The following is a 23,902-nucleotide window of genomic DNA, read 5'->3' on the forward strand; positions in this document are numbered from 1 at the left end:
TCATGCACTGGCTTTTAACACACTGTTGAGTTCTCAAGAAACGGACGCGTTCACCGTCCGCTCCGAACCGGGTGATCCGGTCGGCGCTTCCGGGGCGTTTCGTTTCGTTCATTTCGTTGTGTCTTTATTCTTTCAGACCCGCTTTTTCGTGTCAAACCGATCCGTTCGGATCCATTTGATTCGATCAAGCCCGCCTGAAGGGAATTCAGACCGCCCCGTCTCCGGAGCAACCCTTCTAACTTACTCCACCATCCGGTCCCTGTCGAACCGGACTCCCGTCAGGACACACGTGTCCCACCGGGGGATTTGATCAGAAGGAGGGTCCCGAGGCCTTGGTGATCTCCACCGACCCCCTCGGGCCTGTGAACTCTATGTACGGCGTCCGCCCTCGTCAAATCAACGCCCCTCCGGTCAAGACGTGTTTCTCCCCATATGGGTAGAGATCCGAATATGACGGACCAAAAGCTGGTTCCCCGAGCCCTCGTCGTGCTGCTCTGTGCCGCGAGCGCCGTGGTCACGCTGGCCGGAATCAGAGAGGTCGGATCGATCGTCGGACCCGTGCTGCTCGCACTGGTGCTCGTCCTGGCGGTCGCCCCGGTCAGGACCTGGCTGGCCAGGCGCGGTGCGCCCGGGTGGACTCTCGTCGCGGTTCCCCTGGTGCTGGTGCTGCTCCTGCTGCTGGGCATGGTCGCGATCCTGACCTTGTCCGTCGCCCAGATGGCGACCCTCGCCTCGACCTACGGCCAGCAGTTCAACCAGCTCGTCGCCCGAGCGCAGCAGTTCGCGGGACAGCTCGGAATCGGCGGCAAGGAAATGAGCCAGGCGATCCGGACTCTCGACCCGAGCAAGATCTTCGACCTTCTCACCGGCTTCGCCTCCGGCCTCCTGGGGGCCTTCTCCAGCCTGGTGCTCATCGTGGTCCTGGTGCTGTCCATGTGCCTGGACGCCCGCAACTTCGACCGGATCCTGGCGTCCGGCACGGCGCGACGACGACCTGAGCTCATCCACGCGCTCGGGCAGTTCGCCCACAACACCCGTCGCTACCTCGTCGTCTCGACGGGGTTCGGCCTCGTCTGCTCCACGCTGGACGTGATCGCGTTGTGGGTGCTCGGCGTTCCGCTTCCGCTGCTCTGGGGCGTGCTGGCACTGATCACCAACTACATCCCGAACATCGGCTTCGTCATCGGCCTCGTCCCGCCCGCCCTCCTCGGCCTGCTCGAGGGCGGTCCCAAGACCATGCTCCTCGTGATCGCCTGCTACATGGCGATCAACTTCGTGGTCCAGTCGCTCGTCCAGCCCAAGTTCCTCGGCGACGCCGTGGGGCTGTCCACGACCGTGACGTTCCTGTCCCTGCTGCTGTGGGCGTTCGTGCTGGGCCCGCTGGGAGCCCTGCTCGCCATCCCGCTCAGCCTGCTGACGAGGGCTCTGCTGGTCGACAGCGATCCCGAGGGGAAATGGGCCGCGGCGCTCATCTCCGGACAGGCCCCCGACGACGGGCGGGCATGACCGCGCCGACCGGGAGCACGCGGTCGCGGCGCCGCCGGTCACGCACGACACGGCGTGGCCCGGCCCTGCCGACCGGACGGCGAGCGGCTGTCAGGACGGCCGCCGCAGTCCCCGGCTCTAGCCTGGGAACATGTACCTCGAGTGGGCCCCGGATCCGGCGCTCGCCGGACGGGTGGCCCGGATCTGGACGAACGTCGCCACCTCCTCCTCGACCCAGTTGGTGGTTCCCGACGGCTGCGTCGATCTGATCTGGGGGCCGGACGGGCCGCATGTCGCCGGCCCTGACACGGGGCCGATGCCCGTGCGCATGTCCCCCGGCGACCGCTACAGCGGCGTCCGCTTCCGGCCGGGCGCGGTGGGCGAGGTGTTCGGCGTGCCGGTCGAGGCGCTGCGAGACTCCCGGGTGCCGCTGGCCGACCTGGGCGTGCTGCCGGACCTGACGCCCGGGACCATGCAGGAGGCGCTGGCCGTACGGCTGCGCGAGACGCCGGAGCCCGACCCTGCGGCGTCGGCCATCGCGGCGGCGTTGCTGGCGGGCCGGAGCGTGGGGCAGGTGGCCTGGGAGCTCGGGCTCGGCGAACGGCAGTTGCACCGCCGGTCGCTGCGGGCCTTCGGGTACGGCCCGAAGACGCTGCAGCGGGTGGTGCGGTTCCAGCGGGCGCTGCGGCTGGCCAGGCGCGGGGTGCCGGCCGCCGAGGCGGCACTGGCCAGCGGGTACGCCGACCAGTCGCACATGGCCAACGAGGTGAGACGGCTGGCCGGAGTGCCCCTGGGCAGGCTGCTCGCACGCCCGTGACATGAGAATTCCCGGCCTGGACTCGGACGCCGAGCCGAGGACGTTCACCGCGTCGCGTACCGCCCGCGCGGTGCGTCACTCGCCCGCTCGCTCCCGCTGTCGCGGGGGCGTGGCAGGCGGCCTGGTCAGCTCGATGCCGAAGTGGTCGCGGTAGGCGGCGAGGGTTTCGGCGTCGGTGGCCAGGTTCCGTTCCTCCCGGGCGTCTCCGACGGTTCGGACGAGCAGTCTGTCGGTCAGGGTGAGACGCCCTTCCTCGGTGAGGATCGTGCAGACGGGCGAGCGGGTGAAGTGCGACTTGGGCGAGGTCTGCTGCCACCAGCAGGTGGCCTCGAAGTCGGCCAGGACGCGTGGCCGCCGTTCGAGGCGGTACTGGGGCACGCCGTCCCTCAGCACGTCGAGATCGCCTTCCTCGGTCTCGGTCAGGCGGAAGACGCCTCCGGGGTCGAGCTGGTCGGTGCGCAGGTCGAGGCGGAGCGGGTGGTGGGCGAACCTGCCGAAGCCGACGTCGACGAGCCAGGGGTCGGGGGCGTTGACCCGCAGGGCCATGTGGTCGAAGGGCGGCCCGAGGACGCCGTCGGCGAAGACTCTGGCGGACAGGAGGGTCACCTCGTGGCCCAGCGTGCGAAGCAGTACGGCGAAAGCGCCGTTGAGCTCGTAACAGAAGCCGCCTCTGCGCCTGCCGACGACCTTGTCGACCAGTGCCCCGTCGTCGAGCACGACGGGCTCTCCGAGGTGGATGCTCAGGTTCTCGAACGGAACCGTCAGCAGGTGGCGCAGTTGCAGTTCGCGTAGCGACCCGCTGTCAGGGCTCGCGGGGCGGGCCGCCCCGATCCGCTTCAGGTATTCGTCCATGGAGCGATTCACTCATATGCGAACGCTCTTCCATAGCCCAGGCTCTCCGGTCGCGGGAAGAGCCTGGGAGCACGTTCACCGGGGGATGCCGGGACGACGACTACCGGGAGGTGTTCAGGGCGACTGCGCCGCCGCTGACCCGGGTGCGGCCGTCAGGAGAGGCGATCGACACCTTCAGGGTGCTCGGCCGCCCCATGTCCACGCCCTGGATGACCGTGAACTCGGCGGATCCGGTCCCCAGCACGCGGAGATAGCCGCCGAAGGCGGCGGCTGCGGCCCCGGTCGCCGGGTCCTCGACCACTCCCCCGACCGGGAACGGGTTGCGAGAGTGGAAGCGCTGGTCGTTCTCCCGCCAGAAGAGATCCACGGTCGTCCAGCCGTGGCCGGTCATCACCGACCGCAGCGCGTCGAAGTCGTAGTCGAGATCGGCCAGCCGCTCGCGGGAGGCCGCGGCGAGCACGAGGTGTTCGACTCCGCCGAAGGCGACGTGCGGCGGGAAGGCCGGGTCGAGGTCCTCCCGTGACCAGCCGAGCGCCGCGAGCGTCTCGTCGAGTTCCTCCTCCTTCGCCGGACGCGAGCGGGTGGGCACGCTGGTGAGCGTGGCGAGAAGCGTGTCGTCGACGACCTCGGTGTCCACGGCGACCTCGCCCGCGTTGGTCTCGAACAGCAGCCGCCCGACTCCGATCCGCTCGGCCATCGCCACCGCGGTGGCGATGGTGGCGTGCCCGCAGAACGCGACTTCGGCCTCTGGGGCGAAGTAGCGCACCCGGAACGCGCGCCGCTCGTCGTCGCGTTCGGTCAGGAAGGCCGTCTCCGAGTATCCGACCTCGGCGGCGACGGCGAGCATCTCGGCCTCGGACAGCCCTCCGGCGTCAAGGACGACTCCGGCGGGGTTGCCCCCCTCGGGGTCGTGGGTGAAAGCGGTGTAGCGCAGGACTTCCACGTTGTTCCTCACAGTCAACCGAACCTAGCAGTCGCCTCTCCGGCGGACGTCCCCGGTCTCGTCGGCGTGCGAACCGACGAGACGGCCGCCGGCCGGGGATCACTTCATGCGGAAGATCGGGCCGCGGGGGCGGAAGGGCAGGCTCGCGCCCTGGGGGATCAGGAAGGCGTGCTCGCGGCGTACGCGGACGACGTCGCACTCGCCGTCGGTGATCACGAGGATGGGGCCGTCGGGCGGGAAGTCGTCGGCTCGCTCGAGAAGGTTGACGCCCGGCTGCAGGATGGTGCCGCCCCTGCCTCTGACCCGGACGCGGTGCGCGATCTCCTCGACCGGGAGGTAGCCGGCGTCGTAGGCGGCGGCGTCGCAGAACACGACCCTGGCTCTGGGCACGTCGCGGGAGGCGGCGTACGAGGCGATCGCCCCCAGCGCCTTGCCGAGGAGCCGGGTGTCCATGGAGCCCGAGGTGTCCAGCACGACGCCGAAGGTGGCCTGCCGCACGAGCTCCTCGGGGCGGATCCAGCCGGGGCGTGGGATGCCGGGACTGGCGGACTGGCGGCGGGAGGCCCTGGCGTAGGAACGGCGTCGCTCGACGGCGGGGACGTGCTCGTCGAACCAGCGGGCCAGTGCCGCGCCCCAGGGCAGCGGGGGCTGGTCCAGGGCCCGGATCTCCTGTTCGAGGCCGCTGGGAAGAAGACCCCTGCGGCCGTTGTGGTGATAGGCGAGCCCGGTGCACAGGGCGTTGCGGTAGTAGTCGTCGAGGTCGACGTAGCGCCCCGGCGCGCCCGGATGCGGCAGCGGGTGGTCGAGGACGTCTCCGATTCCGCGTCCGCGCAGGGTGGAGAGCTTGCGCATGCGACGCAGGTCCGTGCTGATCTGGTCGTATACGGCCTCGACGGAGAGCCCGGCCAGCGACTGGTCGTACAGCAGCCCCTCCGGCATCTCGCCCACGGCCATCTCCACCAGCCAGCCGTTGATCACGTAGTCGGCGCTGACGTTCCAGAGGTAGGGGTCGCGACCGCCGAGGCGGTCGCCGTGGCGGAGGGCCGCGTGCAGCATCTCGTGGGCCAGCACGAAACGCCACTCCTCCGCCGGCATCCGTACCAGCGGGTTGACGTAGATCTCGGCGGCCTGCGGACTGACCGCGGCGATCGAGATCTGCCAGCCCTTGGCGACCTCGACGTCCGCGACGAGCCTCATGCCCGCCGCGAGGGCGCCGAGCAGGGGGTACGACGAGACGAACCAGCGCAACGCCAGGTCCCACGGCCCCTCGACGTGGTTGGCGACGGTGCTGCGGGGCTTTCCCGCCAGGTCCAGCGCGGCGGTCGCCGAGCCGGCGACGCCGACGGCGAACTCGCGCTGGAAGTCCTCGTTCTTCGCGGTCCGCTCGTCCCCGATCACGAAGTCGGGCGGCCCGAGCGGGCGGTACTCGGACGGCAGGCTCAGGCGTCGCCACTGCTCGGACAGCGTGACCTCGTCCTCGGCGGGCAGTTCCTGGGGCAGCGGTGTGGGGCAGCGGCCGAGCTTCAGGGTGCGCAGGAAGCGGTCGACGGCCAGGCAGCACGCGGCGTGGTAGGCGGGGTCGGGCAGGTGGACTCCTCCGTCGCTCTCGTTCACCCTGACGCCGAGGTCGCCCGGGGCCGCGGAGCGCGGGTCCGCGTGGCCGAAACCCAGGTGGAGCAGGAGATGGGCGAAGATCCAGGCCCACTCCTCCGGCTCGGCGCGGCGGCGGGGGTGGTGGCGCACGTGCCCCCGCGCGGAGACCACGGCCCAGGTGTGGGGGGAGAGCTCGTCGTCGTTCGCGACCTCGAGGTAGGCGTAGAAGGCGCCGAACAGCGGGTGCCGGGTGACCATCCGCCAGCCGGCGTGCACGGCCTCGCGCCAGGGGTCGACCTTGGCCTTCTGACGGCCCATCGGTTCCTTCCCTTCGTCCTGTCCGTGTCCCCGCCGGTTCCCCGTCCCGGTCCCGGTCTCCGTCTCCGGTGTCCCGCCGGTCCCCCGTCCCCGCCCGGTGTCCCACCGGTTCCTCGCCTCGGCCCTCCCCGCGCCCGTCAGTTCCTCGCGGCGATGAGGCGGGGCAGGTCGCGCCCCACCTCGACCAGGAACCAGGTGGGCAGCGCGGGGGCGCCGTTCTCGTCGTTCGCGATGACGAGCTGCGCGCACTCCAGCGAGACGCCGGCCAGCTCGACCAGGAGTGTCTTGGCCCTGAAGGCGAGGTCCCTGCCGCGGGAGGAGGCTCCGCGCTTGTCCCCGGGCAGTTCCTTCATCAGGCGGGCGCGGAAGGTCTCCGACAGGAAGTAGAGCAGGTCGCGGTCCTCGGGGCGGCGCGGCCACGGGACGTCGCCCTTGATCACGGCGTCGAGGTCGTAGGCGTGACGGACGGTCTTGACGTAGGCCCGGAAGGCGGAGGCGTGGGCGGTGGTGAGGGTGCCGAAGGCCAGCATGGCGAGGGTTTCGTCGTCGATGCCGTCGCCGTAGGAACGCATGACGTCGGAGAGCATGTGCCAGGCGCGCGGGGAGGAGAACGTCTCCTCGGTCTTCGGCGGAGCGCTCCACAGGTGGTCGGGGCGCTGCACGAGGTAGTCGACGATCCAGGGGTGGATGCCGTTGGCCGTGGCCCAGGTCAGCCAGTCGGTCGCCGAGGCGCGCAGGTGCACGTGGACCAGGCGGTTGATCAGGGCGGAGGCCATCGGCCTGGCCAGGGCGTTGTCGGTGGCGCGGTTGCCCGCGCCGATCACGACCGACCCCTCGGGAAGCTCGTAGGCGCCGATGCGGCGGTCGAGGATGAGCGAGTAGAACGCCTTCTGCACCTCGGGCGCGGAGGCGTTGAGCTCGTCGAGGAACAGGCAGTACGGCTCGGCCCTGGCGATCGACTCGGGCGGGGCGAAGCGGCTGCGCCCGTCGACCAGCTCGGGCACGCCGACGAGGTCCTCCGGGGCCAGCTGGGTGCCGAGCATGGTGACGCACTCCAGGCCGAGCGAGGCGGCGAACTCGCGGACCAGTGAGCTCTTGCCGATGCCGGGCGCGCCCCAGAGGAACACCGGGCGCACGACGGCGACGTGGAGGAGCACGCCGGGCAGCTGGGCCGGGGTCACGCTGACGGTTGCCTGCATGCCCCAAGGGTGACAAGTCGCCCCGGGGCACGCACCCGGTTTTTCCCGCGGGGGGCGGGGAGCCGGGCCTCAGACGGGGGCGGAGACGGGGACCTTCCGGACGGCTCCCGCGGACGGGACGGAGGCCGTGGAGACGCGGCGCCCCCACGGCATGGCCGCGGCCAGGATCGGCAGCAGCACGATGGAGCTCCTGGACCAGACGGAGTGCAGCCCCCACCAGGTGTCGGTGTCGAACTGGGTCATGTAGAGGTAGCCGTACCCCGCCCAGAGGGAGACGCCGATGATGGCGGGCCAGGCGAAGCGGGTGGGGCGGGCGATCAGGAACGGCATGAACCACAGCAGGTACTGCGCGCCGAGGCGGGGGGTGGTGACCATGAAGGCGAGCAGCAGGGCGGTGGTGAGGTCGATCGGGTCGGCGCGACGCCAGAGGAAGGCGACGACCAGCATCGTGACGTAGATCAGCCGGGTGCCGAACGTGGCGATCTCCGGGCTGAGCGTCCAGTCGCCGCCGACGAGGATCGCGCTGTAGGACCACTCGCCGACGATCGGCCGGACGTCTCCCATGATCCGGATGACCTCGGGGATCTGGTCGAGCGAGGTGCCCGCGAAGACCGGCAGGGTGGCCAGGAAGAAGATCGGCGGGACGGCCGTGGCGACGAACGCGGCCGCGCGGGCGCGGAAGGTCGGCAGCAGCAGGAGCATGCCGGGGATCAGCCAGATCGGCCAGCTCTTGGCGCACAGGGCCAGGCCCATGAGCAGTCCGGCGAGCAGCGCCCTGCGCATGACGGCGGCGTCGTCGGAGCGGGGCGTGAGCGCCCTGCGCACCACGCCGTCGGGGCCCACGGCCCGCCGTACGGCTCCGCTGAGGCCGCGGGCGGAGACGCTCCTCCTGACCAGGGCGACCATGTTGGTCGTGAGGCCGGGCCGCTCGGGGGCGCCCGGACCTCTGGCGACGACGAACGCGGCGACGCCGAAGACCAGCGCGACCGGCTCGACCTGGCCGTGGACCGCGGCGACGAGGAGGGCCAGCGGGTTGCAGGCGTACTGGAAGGCGCGCAGCGACGCCTTCTCGCCGCCCGCGAGCTTGCCGACGAGCGGAATCAGCACGATGTCGGCGACCACGGTGACGAGCCTGCCGCCGATCTCCCACGGGATTCCCAGCCAGAGCAGCAGGCCGTAGACGTAGGGGATGGTCGGCAGGAAGTGCCAGCCGCCCTCGCTGCCCAGCACGGGGTCCTGGTGGTTCAGGATGGCCTCGCCCGCAGGCTTGAAGCTCTCCATGAAGTCCACCGGCTGCCAGGTGTCGATCGCGGAGGTGGTCATGATGAGCACCCTGAACCCGATCCCGACCGCGAGCACGGCGAGAAGCGAGGGACGCCAGCCCCTCCACTGCGCGACCAGAGCCAGCACGACACCTGTGACGAGGACGAACCCCGTAAGAATTGCGTAATCCATGACGGTAACAGCCTGCCGGAACCTGTCGTCGAGCACCCACCCGGCCTCGAAAACGAGACCAGTCTCTCAGCTTACAGAGCTGAAAGTAGTATAATAGTCACAATTGGTAGTCACGGGGGTGCGTATGACATCGACACCCGCTGCCGGCCCGGCCCCCGCCGCCGGATCGAGGTCGTTCTGGAGGCGGATCGCGGCGGCGCCGCCGCGACTGTGGGTCGCGCTGGCGCTGCTGGCGCTCGGCGTGAGCTTCGTCGCGCAGAACCGCGGCGCCGTCAGGATCCGCTGGCTGGTCCTCGACGTCACCTCGCCGCTGTGGGCGGCGCTGCTGGCGATGTTGCTGGTCGGCGTGCTCATCGGGCTGCTGGCCCGCCGCTGGCCGCCGAAGCGGAGGTGAACGCCTTCCAGGTGTAGAACAGCGCGGCCAGCGCCGTCAGGGAGAGCAAAGCGTAGCCGATCGTGTAGGCCTGGGTGGCGGAGTAGACGACACCCATGACCAGGGGCGGGAAATAGCCTCCCAGACCGCCCGCCGCGCCGACCAGGCCGGTGACCGTGCCCACCCTGGACGGCTCGACGAGCTTGGCGACCAGGGCGAAGACGCCTCCGGTGCCGAGGCCGAGGAAGAGGGCCATCAGCACGAAGCAGGTGCCCGCGAGGATCTCGGGCGGCGGGTTGAAGGCCAGGACGACCGCCATGATCGCGGTCCCGGCGAACGAGACCACCAGCACCCTGGCCGCGCCGACCCGGTCGGAGAGCGTGCCGCCGACCGGCCTGGCGACGACCGCGGCGATCGAGAACCCGGCGTCGCGCAGGCCCGCGCCGGTCTGCGTGAAGCCGTAGACGATCTGCAGCAGGGTGGGCAGGTAGGTGGAGAAGGCGACGAAGCCGCCGAAGGCGACGGCGTAGAGGAACGCGCACTGCCAGGTCGCCTTGATCCTCATGGCGTCGCGCATCCGGGGCAGCGCGGACTCGGTCGCGGGCTTCCACCCGGGCGAGTTGCGGCTGAACAGCAGCATGACGACGCCCATCACGGCCAGCACGACGGCCATCAGCACGTGGGTCTGCGCCCTGCCGAGGGACTCGACCAGGCGGGGGGTGAGGAACGCCGACAGGGCCGTGCCGCCCATGCCCATGCCGAAGACGCCGGTGGCGAAGCCGCGCCGCGCGGGTTCGTACCAGGCGTTGACGAACGGCACGCCGACGGCGAAGGAGGTGCCGCCGACGCCGAGCAGGAAGCCCCACAACAGCAGCCAGCCGTAGGAGTTCGACCAGCCGACCCCGAGCACCGGAACGATCGTGACGAAGCAGACGGCCGTGAACATGAGCCGTCCGCCGAGCCTGTCGGCGAGCACGCCGACCGGGATGCGGCCGAGCGAGCCGACCAGCACCGGGATCGCGATCAGCAGGGACGTCTGGGTCGGCGACAGGCCGAGTTGCCTGCTGTAGCTCCCGGCGAGCGGACCGATCAGGTTCCACGCCCAGAAGGTGATCGCGAAAGCGGCCGTGGCGAGCGCCAGGTTGGAGACCTGGCCTTTGCGAAGTTCATTCGACATGCGTACCCCCCGACACCACAAATGCTAACTATGTGTGATGAACTGCTCACATGGGGTCCGAGGCGGAGGAGTTGCTCCTCAAGACCGGCCGGTTCTTCAGGAGGGTTCCGGAGAGCCGTGACCTGCACACGCTCCACCTGACCGGGGGCAGGGAAGGCGACTCCTTCTACCGGGACCGGTGGAGCCACGACAAGGTGGTCCGCTCGACGCACGGCGTGAACTGCACCGGCTCGTGTTCCTGGAAGGTCTACGTCAAGGACGGGATCATCACCTGGGAGGCCCAGCAGACCGACTACCCCAGCGTCGGCCCCGACCGCCCCGAGTACGAACCGCGCGGCTGCCCCAGGGGCGCCGCCTTCTCCTGGTACACCTACTCCCCCACCCGGGTCCGTCACCCCTACGCGCGCGGCGTGCTGGTCGAGATGTACCGGCAGGCCAGGGCCAGGGGCCTCGACCCGGTCGCCGCCTGGGCGGAGATCACCACCGACCCCGAACGGCGGCGCGCGTACCAGAGCGCCAGGGGAAGGGGCGGCCTGGTCAGGGTCGGCTGGCCGGAGGCGGTCGAGATGATCGCCGCCGCGCACGTGCACACCGTCAAGGCCTACGGCCCCGACCGGATCGCCGGGTTCTCCCCCATCCCCGCGATGTCGATGGTCTCCCACGCGGTCGGGTCCCGGTTCGTCTCGCTCATCGGCGGCACCATGCTGTCGTTCTACGACTGGTACGCCGACCTGCCGGTGGCCTCCCCGCAGGTCTTCGGCGACCAGACCGACGTGCCCGAGTCCGCCGACTGGTGGGACGCCGCCTACCTGATGCTGTGGGGCGCGAACGTCCCGGTCACCAGGACCCCGGACGCCCACTACATGGCCGAGGCCCGCTACCGGGGGCAGAAGGTCGTGGTCGTCTCCCCCGACTACAACGACGCGGCGAAGTTCGCCGACGAGTGGCTGGCGATCCGCCCCGGAACCGACGGCGCGCTGGCCATGGCCATGGGGCATGTGCTCCTCAAGGAGTTCTTCGTCGACCGCCGGGTGCCGTACTTCGCCGACTACGTCAGGCGCTTCACCGACCTGCCCTTCCTCGTACGGCTGCGCGAACGCGACGGCGTCCACGTCCCCGACAAGTTCCTCACCGCCGCCGACCTGGGCGACACCGGCGAGGGGGCGGAGTGGAAGACCGTCATGATGGGCGCGGACGGCGAGCCCTTCGTGCCGAACGGCTCGGTCGGCTTCCGCTGGACCGCCTCGGGCAAGGGCCGCTGGAACCTCAGGCTGGACAACGACCCCCTGCTGACCCTGTACGGCAGGCGCTCCTCGGCGGCGGTCGACCTGCCCCGCTTCGACGGCGGGGCGGGGAGCGTGCGCAGGGGCGTGCCGGTGCGCCGGGTCGGCGCGCTCGGCGAGCATCTGGTGACCACGGTCTTCGACCTGATGCTCGCCCAGTACGGCGTGGCCAGGGACGGACTGCCGGGGACGTGGCCGAGCGGCTACGACGACCCGGCGGAGCCGTACACCCCCGCCTGGCAGGAGCCGATCACCTCCGTCCCCGCGGCCAGGGCGGCGCGGATCGCCAGGGAGGTCGCGGAGACGGCGGAGCGGACGAAGGGCCGCTTCATGATCGTGCTGGGTGCCGGGACCACCCAGTGGTTCCACGGCGACACGATCTACCGGGCGTTCCTGTCGCTGCTGATGCTCACCGGCTGCCAGGGCGTCAACGGCGGCGGCTGGGCGCACTACGTCGGCCAGGAGAAGTGCAGGCCGCTGGCGGGCTGGGCCCAGCTCGCGGGCGGGCTCGACTGGGCGCGGCCGCCCCGGCAGACGCCGGGCACGCCGTACTGGTACCTGCACACCGACCAGTGGCGCTACGACCGCTTCGACGCGAGCGAGCTCTGCTCCCCGCTGGGGCCCGGCGAGTTCGCGGGGCTGCGCACGGGCGACCTGGTGGCGCGGGCGGTGCGCAACGGCTGGATGCCGATGTCGCCCGCCTTCGACCGCAACCCGCTGGAACTGGGCGAGGCCGACGACCCGGTCGAGTTCACCCGGCGGGAGCTGCGGGAGGGCAGGCTGCGCTTCGCCGCCGACGACCCCGACGACCCCCGCAACTGGCCGAGGGTGCTCACGCTGTGGCGCTCGAACCTGCTCGGCTCCTCGGCCAAGGGCAACGAGTACTTCCTGCACCACCTGCTCGGCGCCGACTCCAACCTGCCCGCCCCCGACCCCGAGGGGCCGCGCGGCAAGCTGGACCTGCTGCTCACGCTGGACTTCAGGATGACCTCCAGCACGCTGTTCTCCGACATCGTGCTGCCCGCCGCGACGTGGTACGAGAAGCACGACCTGTCGTCGACCGACATGCACCCGTTCGTGCACGCGTTCAACCCGGCGATCGACCCGCCATGGGAGACGAGGACCGACTTCTCCGCCTTCCACGCCATCGCGGAGGCCTTCTCCGCGCTGGCCGCCGAGCACCTGGGCAGGCGCAGGGACGTGGTGGTCGTGACCGCCCAGCACGACACCCCGGGAGAGACCGCGCAGCCGGGAGGCAGGGCTCCGGCGGGTCCCGTTGTGCCCGACCTGGCGGTGGTCGAACGCGACTACGCCGCGATCGCGGAGAAGATGGCCTCGCTCGGGCCGCTCGCCGAGGAGAAGGGGGTGCCGGCCAAGGGCGTGGTCTTCCATCCGGAGGCCGAGATCACCTGGCTCGGGCAGAGCAACGGGTGGGGCGACGGGCGGGGCCGTACCGGGGTCTCGGGGGGAAGGCCGATGATGGACACCGACGCCAGGATGTGCGAGACGCTCCTGGCGCTGTCGGGCGTCAGCAACGGCCGCCTCTCCGCGCAGGGCTTCGCCCAGCTGTCGGAGCGGACCGGCGTCGACCTGTCCGGGCTGGCGCACCGCGACCACCGGATCGTCTTCTCCGACACCCAGGCGCGGCCCGTCGCGGTGGCCCCCAGCCCCGAGTGGTCGGGCAAGGAGGCCCGCGACCGGCGCTACTCGCCGTTCACGGTCAACGTCGAGCACGGCAAGCCCTGGCACACGCTCACCGGGCGCATGCACTTCTTCCTCGACCACGACTGGATGCACGAGTACGGCGAGGCGCTGCCGGTCTACCGCCCCCCGCTGGACATCGCGGCGCTGTACGGCGTGGACGACCAGGTCAGGGACGGGCTCGTGGTCCGCTACCTCACCCCGCACTCCAAGTGGTCGATCCACTCGGAGTATCAGGACAACCTGCTCATGCTCACCCTCTCGCGGGGCGGTCCGACGATCTGGATGTCGGTCGAGGACGCCGCGCTGATCGGGGTCGCGGACAACGACTGGGTGGAGGCGGCCAACCGCAACGGCGTGGTCGTGGCCAGGGCGGTCGTGTCGCACCGGATGCCCGCGGGGACGGTGTACATGTACCACGTGCAGGAGCGCGTGGTCGACGTGCCGCTGACGGAGCGGACGGGGCGCAGGGGCGGCATCCACAACTCGCTGACCCGGGTGCTGATCAAGCCGACGCACATGATCGGCGCGTACGCGCAGCTGTCGTTCGCCTTCAACTACCTCGGCCCGACCGGCAACCAGCGCGACGAGATCACGGTCATCCGGCGGCGCTCGCAGGAGGTGCGGTACTGATGCGCGAGCGAACCTCCCGCGCCTCCCGCGGTGAACGAAGTGGACGGTCGAGGAACGAGAGCGACCGCGGAGCGAACGAGGAGAGGTGAGCGAGCGATGAGCAGGGTGATGGCCCAGATCGCCATGGTGATGAACCTCGACAAGTGCATCGGGTGCCACACCTGCTCGGTCACCTGCAAGCAGACGTGGACCAACCGCAGCGGCGTCGAGTACGTCTGGTTCAACAACGTCGAGACGCGTCCCGGGCAGGGATACCCGCGCCGTTACGAGGACCAGGAGAAGTGGCGGGGCGGCTGGGAGCTCGACCGGCACGGGCGGCTGACGCTCAAGTCCGGCGGGCGGCTGCGCAGGATGCTGAGCATCTTCGCCAACCCGATCATGCCGTCCATCCAGGACTACTACGAGCCCTGGACCTACGACTACGAGAACCTGACCTCGGCCCCGCTGTCCGCCGACACCCCGGTGGCCCCGCCGCGCTCGCTGATCAGCGGCGAGCCGATGGCCGTGCGGTGGGGCGCCAACTGGGACGACGACCTCGGCGGCGGGCCCTCGCTGGCCTCGGCCGATCCGGTGGTCCAGCGGATCGGCGACAGCGTGCGGCTCGACTTCGAGCGGGCCTTCATGTTCTACCTGCCCCGCATCTGCGAGCACTGCCTCAACCCGGCGTGCGTGGCGGCGTGCCCCTCGGGGGCGCTGTACAAGCGCAGCGAGGACGGGATCGTGCTGGTCGACCAGGACAGGTGCAGGGGCTGGCGGATGTGCGTCACCGGCTGCCCGTACAAGAAGGTCTACTTCAACCACAGGACCGGCAAGGCCGAGAAGTGCACGTTCTGCTTCCCCCGGGTCGAGGTCGGGCTGCCGACGGTCTGCTCGGAGACGTGCGTCGGGCGGCTGCGCTACCTGGGGGTGATGCTCTACGACGCGGACCGGGTCGTGGAGGCGGCCTCCGTGCCCGGGGACGAGGATCTGTACGAGGCGCAGCTGTCGCTGTTCCTCGACCCGCGCGACCCCGAGGTCGCGGCGGCGGCGACGCGCTCCGGCATCCCCGACGACTGGCTCGAGGCGGCCCGCAGGTCGCCCGTCCACGACCTGATCATGAAGTACCGCGTCGCGCTGCCGCTGCACCCGGAGTTCAGGACGCTGCCGATGGTCTGGTACGTGCCGCCGCTGTCCCCCGTGGTCGACGCGCTGGCGGGCGGCGGCCACGACGGCGAGGACGCGGGCAACCTGTTCGGCGCGATCGAGACGCTGCGCATCCCCGTCGAGTACCTGGCCGAGCTGTTCACCGCGGGGGACCCGGTCCCGGTGAAGGCCTCGCTGCGGCGGCTGGCGGCGATGCGCGCCCACATGCGCCGGATCAACCTCGGCGAGGAGCCCGACCCGTCGATCGGCACCCGCGCCGGGCTGACCGGCGAGGACGTCGAGGCCATGTACCGGCTGCTGGCCCTGGCCAGGTACGAGGAGCGGTACGTGATCCCGACGGCCTACGCCGCGGAGCCGGGGTCCGTCGAGGAGATCGGCTGCAGCCTCGACTACGAGGGCGGTCCCGGCATGACGGGACCGTTCGGCGAGGCCTCGGGGACTCCCGCGCCGGTCTCCGTGGAGAGCTTCCACTCGCTCAAGCAGCGCCAGACGAGCGACGAGGTCACCCACGAGCGCGTCAACCTCCTCAACTGGGACGGCAAGGGCGTCCCCGATGGGATGTTCCCGAAGAGGGACAGGCGATGAGAAGACGTCTGGACGACCGCGTGGTGTGGCAGGCCGCGGCGCACCTGCTCGCCTACCCCGACGAACACTTCTGGGAACGGCTGCCGCTGGTCCGCGCGGCCGCCGGGCCGTGCTTCGAGGCGTTCCTCGGCCACCTGTCGCGGGTCGGGCGGGGCGAGCTGGCCGCGCACTACGTGGAGACCTTCGACCTGCGGCGCAGGTGCTGCCTCTACCTGACCTACTACGCCGATGGGGACACCCGGCGGCGGGGCGCGTCGCTGGCCAGGCTGAAGGTCCGTTACCGCGCGTGCGGGTGGGAGCTGTGCGGGGACGAACTGCCCGACTACCTGCCGGTCATGCTGGAGTTCGCCGCCCTGGAGCCGGAAGGGGCCGCCGTCCTGCGGGACAACCGGGCGGGACTGGAGCTGCTACGGCTCGCGCTGCGTGAGTGCGGCTCGCCGTACGGGTCCGTGGTCGAGGCCGTGTGCGCCACGCTCCCGCCCGTCGACCGGGCGGAACGGGCGCTGGTGGCCAGGCTGGCGGGGCAGGGGCCGCCGTCGGAGTCGGTGGGGGTGTACGGATGAGCTGGAGCGAGACCGCCATGTGGGTGGTCACGCCGTACCTGACGCTGGTCCTGCTGGTCGGCGGGCTGATCTGGCGTCACCGCTACGACAGGTTCGGCTGGACCACCCGTTCCTCCGAACTGTACGAGAGCAGGCTGTTGCGGATCGGCAGCCCGCTGTTCCACTTCGGGCTGCTGTTCGTGCTGCTCGGGCACCTGTTCGGGCTGGTGATCCCGGAGGGCTGGACCGACGCGGTCGGGATCGGCGAGCCGCTCTACCACGCGAGCGCGCTGATCGTCGGCGGCGTCGCGGGGGTGTGCACGCTGGGCGGGATCGCCCTGCTGATCTACCGTCGCCGCACCACGGGGCCCGTCTTCCTGGCCACCACGAGGAACGACAAGATGATGTACGTCGTGCTGGTCGCCGCGATCGTCGCCGGGCTCGCGACCACGCTGCTCAGCGCCGCCTTCCAGGCCCATGACTACCGTCAGACGGTGTCGCCGTGGTTCCGCGGGGTCTTCGTCCTGCAGCCGGACGCCTCGGCCATGATCCGCGCGCCCTGGACCTACAAGCTGCACACGCTGGTCGGCATGGCGCTGATCGCGCTGTTCCCCTTCACCCGTCTGGTCCACGCCTTCGCCGCCCCGGTCGGCTACGTGTTCCGCCCCTACATCGTCTACCGCAGCCGTGGCGCGGCCGGACGGCAGGCCGTACGGGCTCCCCGTCCCGGGTGGGACCGGTGACTCCGCAGGAAGGCCCCCGACCGGCGCGACTGCGGCCGGGGGCCTTCCTCGGGCCTGCCCGGCGGCCTGGGGCCGCCGGGCGGTCTGAGAGGGATCAGCAGCTCAGGTTGCCGCCGGGGGTCACTCCCAGGATCTGGGTGAACCTCTGGTAGTTGTTGATCCGGCTCTGGACCTGGCCGGGGTTGCCGCCGTTGCACTCCAGGGAGCCGTTGATGCTGCGGATCGTCTCGCCGAAGCCCGCGCCGTTGACCATCGCGTTGTGCGGCGTCATCGTGCCGGGGCCGTTCTGGGTCATCCAGTACCAGATGCCGGTCTTCCAGGCCACCGCCGGGTCGGTCTGCACCAGGTTGGGGTTGCGGAGCAGGTCGATGCCCAGGGCGTCGCCCGCGGCCTTGTAGTTGTAGTTCCAGCTCAGCTGGATCGGGCCCCTGCCGTAGTAGGCGGCCTGTCCCGCCGGGCAGCCGTAGGGCTGGGTGGCGTCACAGTAGTGGGGGTAGTTCGAGGTGTTCTGCTCGACCACGTACACCAGGCCGCCGGTCTCGTGGCTGACGTTGGCCAGGAACGCCGCCGCCTCCTGCCTCCTGACGGTGTCGTTGCCGGTCCCGGCGAAGGCGGGGTAGGCGCTCAGCGCGTTGACCAGGCCGTTGTAGGTGTAGAAGGAGTTGCGGCTCGGGAACATCTGGTTGAACTGCGCCTCGCTGACCACGAAGCCGCCCGGGTTCGTCGACGTCGGGGTCGGAGTCGGCGACGAGGTCGGGGAGGGCGACGGGGTGGAGGAACGGCAGATGTACGGCGACCAGTACCACGTGCTGATGACGGGGTCGTAGCCCGGGTTGTCGTGGGTGGCCTGGTAGTACCGCCCGTTGGTGTACTTGACGATGTCACCGGTGACATACGTCTTGCCCGCCACCCAGTCGGGGTGGTCGCAGCTGGACGAGGTGGGCGTGGGAGAGGGGCTCGGCGTGCCGCCGCCGCCGCACACTCCCTGGTCGGCCCAGACCGCGGCGGTGCCCGGGGTCTCGTTCTGGGTCCACCACTTGGCCGACCAGTTGTGGCTGTTGTGGGAGGCGGTCGCACCGCCGGTGTAGACCTTCGAGGCGCTCCAGGGGGCCGCGCAGGCGGCGGCGGAGGCGGAGGTCGTCGGGAGGATGACCGCCAGCGCGCCCGTCACCGCGACCGCGGCGATGGACGCCATGATGCGTAGTCTCAACACTTGGCAACTCCTTGGGGGGCGACGGCGGGGGAAACCGGCAAAGACATCGGCGCCGGGAGTCCGTCTCCCCCGGCGCCGATGGAAACCTCACCTCCGGGGGTCCGTCTCCCCCGGAGGTGATCACATCTCGCCTCCGGAGGTCCGTCTCCTCCGTCGGCGATCAAAACCTCGCCACCGGGGGTCCGTCTCCCCCGGCGGCGAGGGGCTTTTTCAGTTCAGGGCGTCGAGGTAGGCCCTGTGGTTGCGGGAGAACTCGAAGTTGTTGTACTTGTCCCAGTTGATCGACCAGGTCATCAGGCCGCGCAGACCGGGCTTGACGCCGGCCCTGGGCTTGTACGACCCGCAGTTGGTGCCCTTGGCCAGGCAGTCGAAGGCCTTCTGGACCTCGGCCACCGAGGTGAAGCCGCCGCCCGCGTAGGTCGCGGCCGGCAGGCCGATGGCGACCTGGTCGGGACGCAGGGCCGGGAAGACGTTGTTGACGTTGCCCGCGATCGGGAAGCCCGCGAGCAGCATGTCGGTCATGGCCACGTGGAAGTCCGCGTTGCCCATGGTGTGGTACTGGTTGTCCAGTCCGGTGATCGGCCCGGAGTTGTAGTCCTGGACGTGCAGCAGGGTCAGGTCGTCGCGCATCGCGTGGATGACGGGCAGGTAGGACCCGGCCCGCTGGTCGGCCGAGCCGTTCGCGCCGGGACCGTAGAACTGGTAGCCGAGCTGGACGAAGAACGTCTCGGGGGCCATGGTCAGCACGAACTTGGAGCCGTACTTGGCCTTGAGGCTCTTCAGCGCGGAGATCAGGTTGACGATGACCGGGGTGGTCGGGGCGGCGAGGTTGGTGTCGCCCTGGTTGAGGTAGAGCGAGTGGCCCTCGAAGTCGACGTCGAGGCCGTCGAGGCCGTACTTGTCGATGATGGCGCCGACCGACTGGACGAACTTGTCACGCGCGGCGGTGGTGGTGAGCTGGACCTGGCCGTTCTGGCCGCCGATCGAGATCAGCACCTTCTTGCCCTGGGCCTGCTTGGCCTTGATCGCCGCGATGAAGTCGGCCTCGGGCTCGACGTTGGGGCACTCGGCGACCGGGCACTGCTGGAAGCGGATGTCACCGGAGGTCACCGAGGTCGGCTCGCCGAAGGACAGGTTGATGAAGTCCCACTCCTTCGGCACGTCGGCCATCCGGATGTAGCCGGAGCCGTTGGCGAAGGAGGCGTGCAGGTAGCCGACCAGGACGCGCTTGGCGGGCGGGTCGCCGGGGCCGACCGTGACGGTGATCGGGGCCGACTTGGGCGACTCGCCCACCGGGTTGAAGGCGCTCACCTGGTAGGCGTAGGTGCCGCCGGCGAGGACCTCGCTGAAGGTGGTGGCCGTCGGAGAGGCGACCTTGGTGTTGCCACGGTAGACGTTGTAGCCCGTCGGGGCGCCCGAGGCGGTGTTCCAGTTCAGCGTCACGGTGTTGCCGTTGACCGCGGCGGTCAGCCCGGTCGGCGTGGCCGGCGGCGGGGCGTCGCCGCCGACCATGACGGCGACCTGCGCGGACTTGGCGGACTCGCCCACGGCGTTGACGGCGGTCACCTGGTAGGCGTAGGTGCCCGGCGGGAGGGCCTCGGTGTAGGTGGTCGTCGTGGCCGAGCCGACCTTCGTGCCGCCCCGGTAGACGTTGTAGCTCGTCGCCCCGGTGACCGCGGTCCACTTCAGGGTGGCCGAGTTCGAGCCGCCCGTGCCGGTCAGGCCGGTGGGGGTGGCCGGGACCTGCGGGTTGTCGTTGCCGAGCACCAGCGTGACCGACTCGGACCTGCCCGACTCGCCCGCGGCGTTGACGGCGGTCACCTGGTACACGTGGCTGCCCGCCGCCGCGCCCACGTCGGTGTAGGTGGTGCTGGAGGTCGAGCCCACCTTGACATTGTCACGGTAGACGTTGTAGCTCGTCGCCCCCTCTGAGGCGGCCCACTTCAATGTGGCGGTGCTGGGGGTGCTGGTGCCGGTCACGTTCCCGGGGACGGCCGGGACCGCCGCTCCAGGCGGGCCGTCCAGGACGATGTCGTCGGCCTGGTAGGCGCCCTGGCCGTACCAGCTGTTGACGTAGATCGTCACCGAGCTGGTGGACGCGCCGGTGGTGAAGGTGCGGGTGAGCTGGGAGTAGGCCGACGGCGAGGACGTCCAGGTGCTCTGGTCGGTGGTGCCGGTGCCGGTCACACCGAGGAAGACGTAGCCGCCGCGCACCCAGCCCGACAGCGAGTACGACGAGGACGGCTTGACGGCGACCGTCTGCTGGCAGCGCGCGGTGTCGCTGCCGACGGGCGTGGCCTGCAGGGCCTTGGAGCCGCCGTGCACCGGTGAGGAGACCGCCGTCGCGCCCGAGGACGCCGTACAGGTCCAGCCGGTCAGGCCGTCCTCGAACCCGGGGTTGGCCGCGATGTTGGCGGCGTGCGCGGGCGACGCGGCGAGCATCGTCGTGCCGATCGCCAGTATGGTCGCCGCAGCGAGTTTCCTGAGGTTCATCCCGTGAATCCCTTGAAGATGTTGGTGAACTCCCACGGCGACTGCGAGACGCCGCTGCAGGTGGGCGAGACCTGGCCGTTGGGGCAGCCGCCGTTGTCACGGCCGCTGGACCAGAAGCCGATGAACGCCACGTGGTTGCTGTTGGCCCAGCTGAGCAGCGTGCGCGCGTCGGCCTGGGTGGTGGTCATGCCGGTGTCGTTCTTGCCGATCATCGGGGTGAGACCGAGCATCTTCTTCAGCTGCGCGTCGGTCTTGGCGGGCCAGACGCCCTTCATCTGGTTGAGGGTGGCCTGGGCCGCGGCGGTCATCGCGCTGCCCCAGTTGCCGGTGTAGCCGAAGTTCATCAGCATCGGGTTGACGATCACGTCGAGGCCCTTGGCCGCGGCGTCCTGCAGGATCGACAGCGAGAACGGGTCGAGGCCGTAGTCCTGGCCCTGGATCCGCAGGGTGTAGCTGACCACGGTGCCGCGCTCGGCCTGGAGCTGCTTCAGCGCGGTGTTGACCTTGTTGGTGTCGATGGTGGCCTCGACGTCGATGTCGAGGTGGTTGGTGCCGACGGTGTCGAGCACCTTCTTGTAGGCGGCGAGCAGTGCGGCGGAGGTGCCGCAGGTGTGCTCGAGGTACGGGCCCTGGGCGCCGCCGGTCGCCACGATCACCTGGCCGCCCTGTGCCTGGAGCGCCTTGACGTCGTTGATGATGCGCGGCTCGTCCAGCGGGATGGTGCCGCCCCAGGCGGGGTTGCAGCCGCTGCTGTCGCCGAGGGCGAAGGCGAGGGTGTAGTTCTTCACGCCGGTCGCGGCGGCGGCGTTGACCAGCGAGGGCGTCGTCATGGTGATGTCGATGTACGGCGCGTAGCGGATCTCGCCGCTGGGCTGCGTGACGTCGCTGGTCTTGCCGCTGACCGAGGAGGTGTAGGCGGAGCAGTTGTCCGAGGCGTCACAGGCTCGCACCCGGAAGCCGTAGGTCGTGTTGGCGCTCAGGCCGGTCGCGGTGTGGCTCAGGTTCGTGCCCGCGCTCACCGGGGCCGCGTTGTCCCGCGACACCTCGTAGCGGTCGACCTTGCCTGAGTCGTCGGTGGAGGCGGACCAGGTCACCTTCAGCGAACTGGTGGTGGGGCTGCCGACGGCCGGGCTCCCGGGCACGGTCGGCGCGGTGGTGTCGGGGCCGCCGCCGGTGGTCCTGCCGTTCACCACGGGGGTGTAGGCGGAGCAGTTGTTCGCGGCGTCGCACGCGCGGACCCGGAAACCGTAGGTCGTGTCGGCGTTCAGGCCGGTCGCGGTGTGGGTCAGCGCCGTGCCCGCGTTCACCGGGGCCGCGTTGTCCCGCGACACCTCGTAGCGGTCGATCTTGCCTGAGTTGTCGGTGGAGGCGGACCAGGCCAGGTCGAGTGAGCTGCCGGTCGCGCCGCCGACGGTCAGGTTGCCGGGCACGGTCGGCGCGACGGTGTCGGTGTCGTCACCGGGCGGGCCGTCCAGGACGATGTCGTCGGCCTGGTAGGCGCCCTGGCCGTACCAGCTGTTGACGTAGATCGTCACGGACTTGGTGGACGCGCCGGTGGTGAAGGTGCGGGTGAGCTGGGAGTAGGCCGACGGCGAGGACGTCCAGGTGCTCTGGTCGGTGGTGCCGGTGCCGCTCACGCCGAGGAAGACGTAGCCGCCGCGCACCCAGCCCGACAGCGAGTACGACGAGGACGGCTTGACGCTGACCGTCTGCTGGCAGCGCGCGGTGTCGCTGCCCTGGGGCGTGGCCTGCAACGCCTTGGAGCCGCCGTGCACCGGTGAGGAGACCGCCGTCGCGCCCGAGGACGCCGTACAGGTCCAGCCGGTCAGGCCGTCCTCGAACCCGGGGTTCGTCGCGATGTTGGCGGCGTGCGCGGGCGACGCGGCGAGCATCGTGCCGCCGATCGCCAGTACGGCCGCCGCCGCGAGTTTCCTGAGGTTCATCCGGTGTACCCCGCGAAGATCTTGGCGAACTCGTAGGGCGTCTGGGAGATGTTGGTGCACTTGTACAGGGGGCCGTTGCAGGCGTTGCGGTCGCGCATCGACTCCCAGAACGAGAGCATCCCCAGGTGCTTGGTCTTGGCGAAGGCGACGAGCTGGCGCGCGTCGTTCTGGTCGAAGACCCGTCCGTCGTCGTTCTTGCCGACCATCGGCGTGACGGCGACCATCTTCCACACCTGGGCGTCGGTCTTGGCCGGGTAGAGGGTCTTGAGCTGGGCGAAGGTGCTGTTGGCCGCCTGGACGGCCGCGTCGCCGTAGTCGACGTCGCGGTAGTAGTCCATGGCCATGACGTTGACGAGGTCGAGGTTGACCCCGGCGTCACGCGCCGACTTGACCACGTTGATCCCGCTCTCCACGAGGCCCTCGGGCAGCACGGGCAGGGTCAGCGAGACCTTGAGGTTGGGGTAGGTCTGCTGGAGCCTGGCCAGGGCCTGCGACCTGCGGTTGACGGAGGCGGTGTCCTGCGTGGCCGCGCCTTCGATGTCCAGGTCGATGTACTTCAGGCCGTAGGTGTCGACGACCGCCTTGTACTCGTTGTAGAGCGCGGTGACGTCGCTGCACGCCTGGGCGAGCTCCACGCCGCTGGCTCCGCCGAAGGAGATCTTCACGTCTCCGCCGGCCGCCCTGACGGTGTCGATCTGGTCCTTGCCCCATCCCGAGCGCGGGTCGTAGGCGCCGAACCAGGTGGCCTTGCAGGTCCCCGCCCCGATGAAGGCGAGGGTGTAGTTCTTCTGGCCGGAGGCCGTCACCATCTCGGACAGGACGGGGTGCGGCCAGGCGCCCATGTCCACGTAGGGGGCCACCCACATGGGGCCGCCGGGCTGCACGGTCGGGCTGACCGTGGGACTGGGGCTCACGGTCGGAGAGACCGTCGGGCTCGGGCTGACCGTGGGGCTCACGGTCGGCGACGGCGAGGGCTCGGGGCCGCCGGTGCAGGGGTTGCCGTTGAGGGTGCAGCCGGTCGGCGCGCCCGTGCCGGTGCCGACCCAGCCGAAGGTGGCGGTCGCGCCCGGCGCGAGCGTGCCGTTGTAGTCGCGGTTCTTGAAGGTGTACCTGCTCCCGGACTGCGTCATGAGCGCGTCCCAGTAGGAGCCGACCGTCGTGCCCGAAGGCAGGTCGAAGACCACCGTCCAGCCGTTGAGCGTGGTGGTTCCGGTGTTCTTGACGGTGATCTGGCCGGTGTAGCCGCCCGACCACTCGGAGGCCTTGACGAAGGTTGCGGTGTCGGCCTGGGCGGGGGCGGTCGCCAGCAGCGTCGCCCCGCAGGCGAGCGCGGCGGCGACGGCGAGCGTCGTCAACCGTACCCGTGCTGATCGTTGGTTCATGACCTGCCTCATGTGGCTTCGAAGGGGGG

General features: G+C 70.4%; 17 protein-coding genes. 7 read left to right on the forward strand and 10 right to left on the reverse strand.

Going from position 1 to position 23,902, the window contains the following annotated elements:
• Positions 1 to 450: 450 nt before the first annotated feature.
• A complete protein-coding gene (locus PKF00_RS06040) occupies positions 451 to 1,506 on the forward strand; it encodes an AI-2E family transporter (RefSeq protein ID WP_271216365.1) in 1,056 nt (351 codons plus the stop codon).
• A gap of 130 nt (positions 1,507 to 1,636) precedes the next feature.
• Positions 1,637 to 2,302, forward strand: a complete 666-nt coding sequence (locus PKF00_RS06045) for a helix-turn-helix transcriptional regulator (protein WP_271216366.1) — start codon at positions 1,637 to 1,639, stop codon at positions 2,300 to 2,302.
• 75 nt (positions 2,303 to 2,377) lie between these two features.
• Here PKF00_RS06045 and PKF00_RS06050 read toward each other — a convergent pair whose 3' ends face one another.
• The 5 genes from PKF00_RS06050 to PKF00_RS06070 form a co-directional block, all read right to left on the reverse strand.
• A complete protein-coding gene (locus PKF00_RS06050) occupies positions 2,378 to 3,154 on the reverse strand; it encodes an arylamine N-acetyltransferase family protein (RefSeq protein ID WP_271216367.1) in 777 nt (258 codons plus the stop codon).
• 100 nt (positions 3,155 to 3,254) lie between these two features.
• Positions 3,255 to 4,109: a PhzF family phenazine biosynthesis protein gene (locus tag PKF00_RS06055; RefSeq protein ID WP_271216368.1), complete on the reverse strand. Its 855-nt coding sequence runs from the start codon at positions 4,107 to 4,109 to the stop codon at positions 3,255 to 3,257.
• Between the two features lie 87 nt (positions 4,110 to 4,196).
• Positions 4,197 to 6,008, reverse strand: a complete 1,812-nt coding sequence (locus tag PKF00_RS06060; protein WP_271216369.1) for a vWA domain-containing protein — start codon at positions 6,006 to 6,008, stop codon at positions 4,197 to 4,199.
• Positions 6,009 to 6,145: 137 nt separating this feature from the next.
• The gene (locus PKF00_RS06065; protein ID WP_271216370.1) at positions 6,146 to 7,207 is read right to left on the reverse strand and encodes an AAA family ATPase; all 1,062 of its coding nucleotides are present in this window, start codon (positions 7,205 to 7,207) and stop codon (positions 6,146 to 6,148) included.
• Between the two features lie 69 nt (positions 7,208 to 7,276).
• Positions 7,277 to 8,662, reverse strand: a complete 1,386-nt coding sequence (locus PKF00_RS06070; protein ID WP_271216371.1) for a putative hexosyltransferase — start codon at positions 8,660 to 8,662, stop codon at positions 7,277 to 7,279.
• A 124-nt stretch (positions 8,663 to 8,786) separates the two neighbouring features.
• On the opposite strand from PKF00_RS06070, the gene PKF00_RS06075 reads away from it, so the two are divergent.
• A complete protein-coding gene (locus PKF00_RS06075; protein WP_271216372.1) occupies positions 8,787 to 9,056 on the forward strand; it encodes a DUF1049 domain-containing protein in 270 nt (89 codons plus the stop codon).
• On the opposite strand, the gene PKF00_RS06080 is transcribed toward PKF00_RS06075, so the two are convergent.
• Positions 9,013 to 10,212, reverse strand: a complete 1,200-nt coding sequence (locus PKF00_RS06080) for an MFS transporter (RefSeq protein ID WP_271216373.1) — start codon at positions 10,210 to 10,212, stop codon at positions 9,013 to 9,015. The genes PKF00_RS06075 and PKF00_RS06080 overlap by 44 nt on opposite strands.
• Positions 10,213 to 10,262: 50 nt before the next feature.
• Here PKF00_RS06080 and PKF00_RS06085 point away from each other — a divergent pair, with 50 nt between their 5' ends.
• The 4 genes from PKF00_RS06085 (at position 10,263) to narI (ending at position 16,842) form a co-directional block, all read left to right on the forward strand.
• Positions 10,263 to 13,829, forward strand: coding sequence for a nitrate reductase subunit alpha (locus PKF00_RS06085; protein ID WP_271216374.1), 3,567 nt, complete (start codon positions 10,263 to 10,265; stop codon positions 13,827 to 13,829).
• Positions 13,830 to 13,925: 96 nt separating this feature from the next.
• Positions 13,926 to 15,557 (forward strand): nitrate reductase subunit beta, encoded by a 1,632-nt coding sequence (gene narH, locus PKF00_RS06090; RefSeq protein WP_271216375.1) that lies wholly within the window; start codon positions 13,926 to 13,928, stop codon positions 15,555 to 15,557.
• Positions 15,554 to 16,120, forward strand: coding sequence for a nitrate reductase molybdenum cofactor assembly chaperone (gene narJ / locus PKF00_RS06095; protein ID WP_271216376.1), 567 nt, complete (start codon positions 15,554 to 15,556; stop codon positions 16,118 to 16,120). Before narH ends, narJ begins: the two co-directional genes overlap by 4 nt.
• Positions 16,117 to 16,842 (forward strand): respiratory nitrate reductase subunit gamma, encoded by a 726-nt coding sequence (narI, locus tag PKF00_RS06100; RefSeq protein ID WP_271216377.1) that lies wholly within the window; start codon positions 16,117 to 16,119, stop codon positions 16,840 to 16,842. Before narJ ends, narI begins: the two co-directional genes overlap by 4 nt.
• Before the next feature lie 94 nt (positions 16,843 to 16,936).
• On the opposite strand, the gene PKF00_RS06105 is transcribed toward narI, so the two are convergent.
• The 4 genes from PKF00_RS06105 to PKF00_RS06120 form a co-directional block, all read right to left on the reverse strand.
• A complete protein-coding gene (locus tag PKF00_RS06105) occupies positions 16,937 to 18,055 on the reverse strand; it encodes a glycoside hydrolase family 19 protein (RefSeq protein WP_271216378.1) in 1,119 nt (372 codons plus the stop codon).
• 210 nt (positions 18,056 to 18,265) lie between these two features.
• Positions 18,266 to 20,548 carry a carbohydrate binding domain-containing protein gene (locus tag PKF00_RS06110; RefSeq protein WP_271216379.1) on the reverse strand — a complete coding sequence of 761 codons (2,283 nt, stop codon included), beginning with the start codon at positions 20,546 to 20,548 and terminating at the stop codon, positions 18,266 to 18,268.
• Positions 20,545 to 22,491, reverse strand: coding sequence for a fibronectin type III domain-containing protein (locus PKF00_RS06115; RefSeq protein ID WP_271216380.1), 1,947 nt, complete (start codon positions 22,489 to 22,491; stop codon positions 20,545 to 20,547). Before PKF00_RS06115 ends, PKF00_RS06110 begins: the two co-directional genes overlap by 4 nt.
• The gene (locus tag PKF00_RS06120) at positions 22,488 to 23,873 is read right to left on the reverse strand and encodes a cellulose binding domain-containing protein (RefSeq protein WP_271216381.1); all 1,386 of its coding nucleotides are present in this window, start codon (positions 23,871 to 23,873) and stop codon (positions 22,488 to 22,490) included. The genes PKF00_RS06115 and PKF00_RS06120 overlap by 4 nt, the downstream gene beginning before the upstream one ends.
• Positions 23,874 to 23,902: the final 29 nt, after the last annotated feature.

This window comes from Streptosporangium carneum (assembly GCF_027922005.1).
Lineage (GTDB): Bacteria > Actinomycetota > Actinomycetes > Streptosporangiales > Streptosporangiaceae > Streptosporangium > Streptosporangium carneum.

Excerpts from the sequence above, each read along its gene's own strand:
- PKF00_RS06040 (WP_271216365.1), top strand. The coding sequence starts at position 451 with ATGACGGACCAAAAGCTGGTTCCCCGAGCCCTCGTCGTGCTGCTCTGT.
- PKF00_RS06045 (WP_271216366.1), top strand. The coding sequence starts at position 1,637 with ATGTACCTCGAGTGGGCCCCGGATCCGGCGCTCGCCGGACGGGTGGCC.
- PKF00_RS06050 (WP_271216367.1), bottom strand. The coding sequence starts at position 3,154 with ATGGACGAATACCTGAAGCGGATCGGGGCGGCCCGCCCCGCGAGCCCT.
- PKF00_RS06060 (WP_271216369.1), bottom strand. The coding sequence starts at position 6,008 with ATGGGCCGTCAGAAGGCCAAGGTCGACCCCTGGCGCGAGGCCGTGCAC.
- PKF00_RS06065 (WP_271216370.1), bottom strand. The coding sequence starts at position 7,207 with ATGCAGGCAACCGTCAGCGTGACCCCGGCCCAGCTGCCCGGCGTGCTC.
- PKF00_RS06070 (WP_271216371.1), bottom strand. The coding sequence starts at position 8,662 with ATGGATTACGCAATTCTTACGGGGTTCGTCCTCGTCACAGGTGTCGTG.
- PKF00_RS06075 (WP_271216372.1), top strand. The coding sequence starts at position 8,787 with ATGACATCGACACCCGCTGCCGGCCCGGCCCCCGCCGCCGGATCGAGG.
- PKF00_RS06080 (WP_271216373.1), bottom strand. The coding sequence starts at position 10,212 with ATGTCGAATGAACTTCGCAAAGGCCAGGTCTCCAACCTGGCGCTCGCC.
- PKF00_RS06085 (WP_271216374.1), top strand. The coding sequence starts at position 10,263 with ATGGGGTCCGAGGCGGAGGAGTTGCTCCTCAAGACCGGCCGGTTCTTC.
- narH (WP_271216375.1), top strand. The coding sequence starts at position 13,926 with ATGAGCAGGGTGATGGCCCAGATCGCCATGGTGATGAACCTCGACAAG.
- narJ (WP_271216376.1), top strand. The coding sequence starts at position 15,554 with ATGAGAAGACGTCTGGACGACCGCGTGGTGTGGCAGGCCGCGGCGCAC.
- narI (WP_271216377.1), top strand. The coding sequence starts at position 16,117 with ATGAGCTGGAGCGAGACCGCCATGTGGGTGGTCACGCCGTACCTGACG.
- PKF00_RS06110 (WP_271216379.1), bottom strand. The coding sequence starts at position 20,548 with ATGAACCTCAGGAAACTCGCTGCGGCGACCATACTGGCGATCGGCACG.
- PKF00_RS06115 (WP_271216380.1), bottom strand. The coding sequence starts at position 22,491 with ATGAACCTCAGGAAACTCGCGGCGGCGGCCGTACTGGCGATCGGCGGC.
- PKF00_RS06120 (WP_271216381.1), bottom strand. The coding sequence starts at position 23,873 with ATGAACCAACGATCAGCACGGGTACGGTTGACGACGCTCGCCGTCGCC.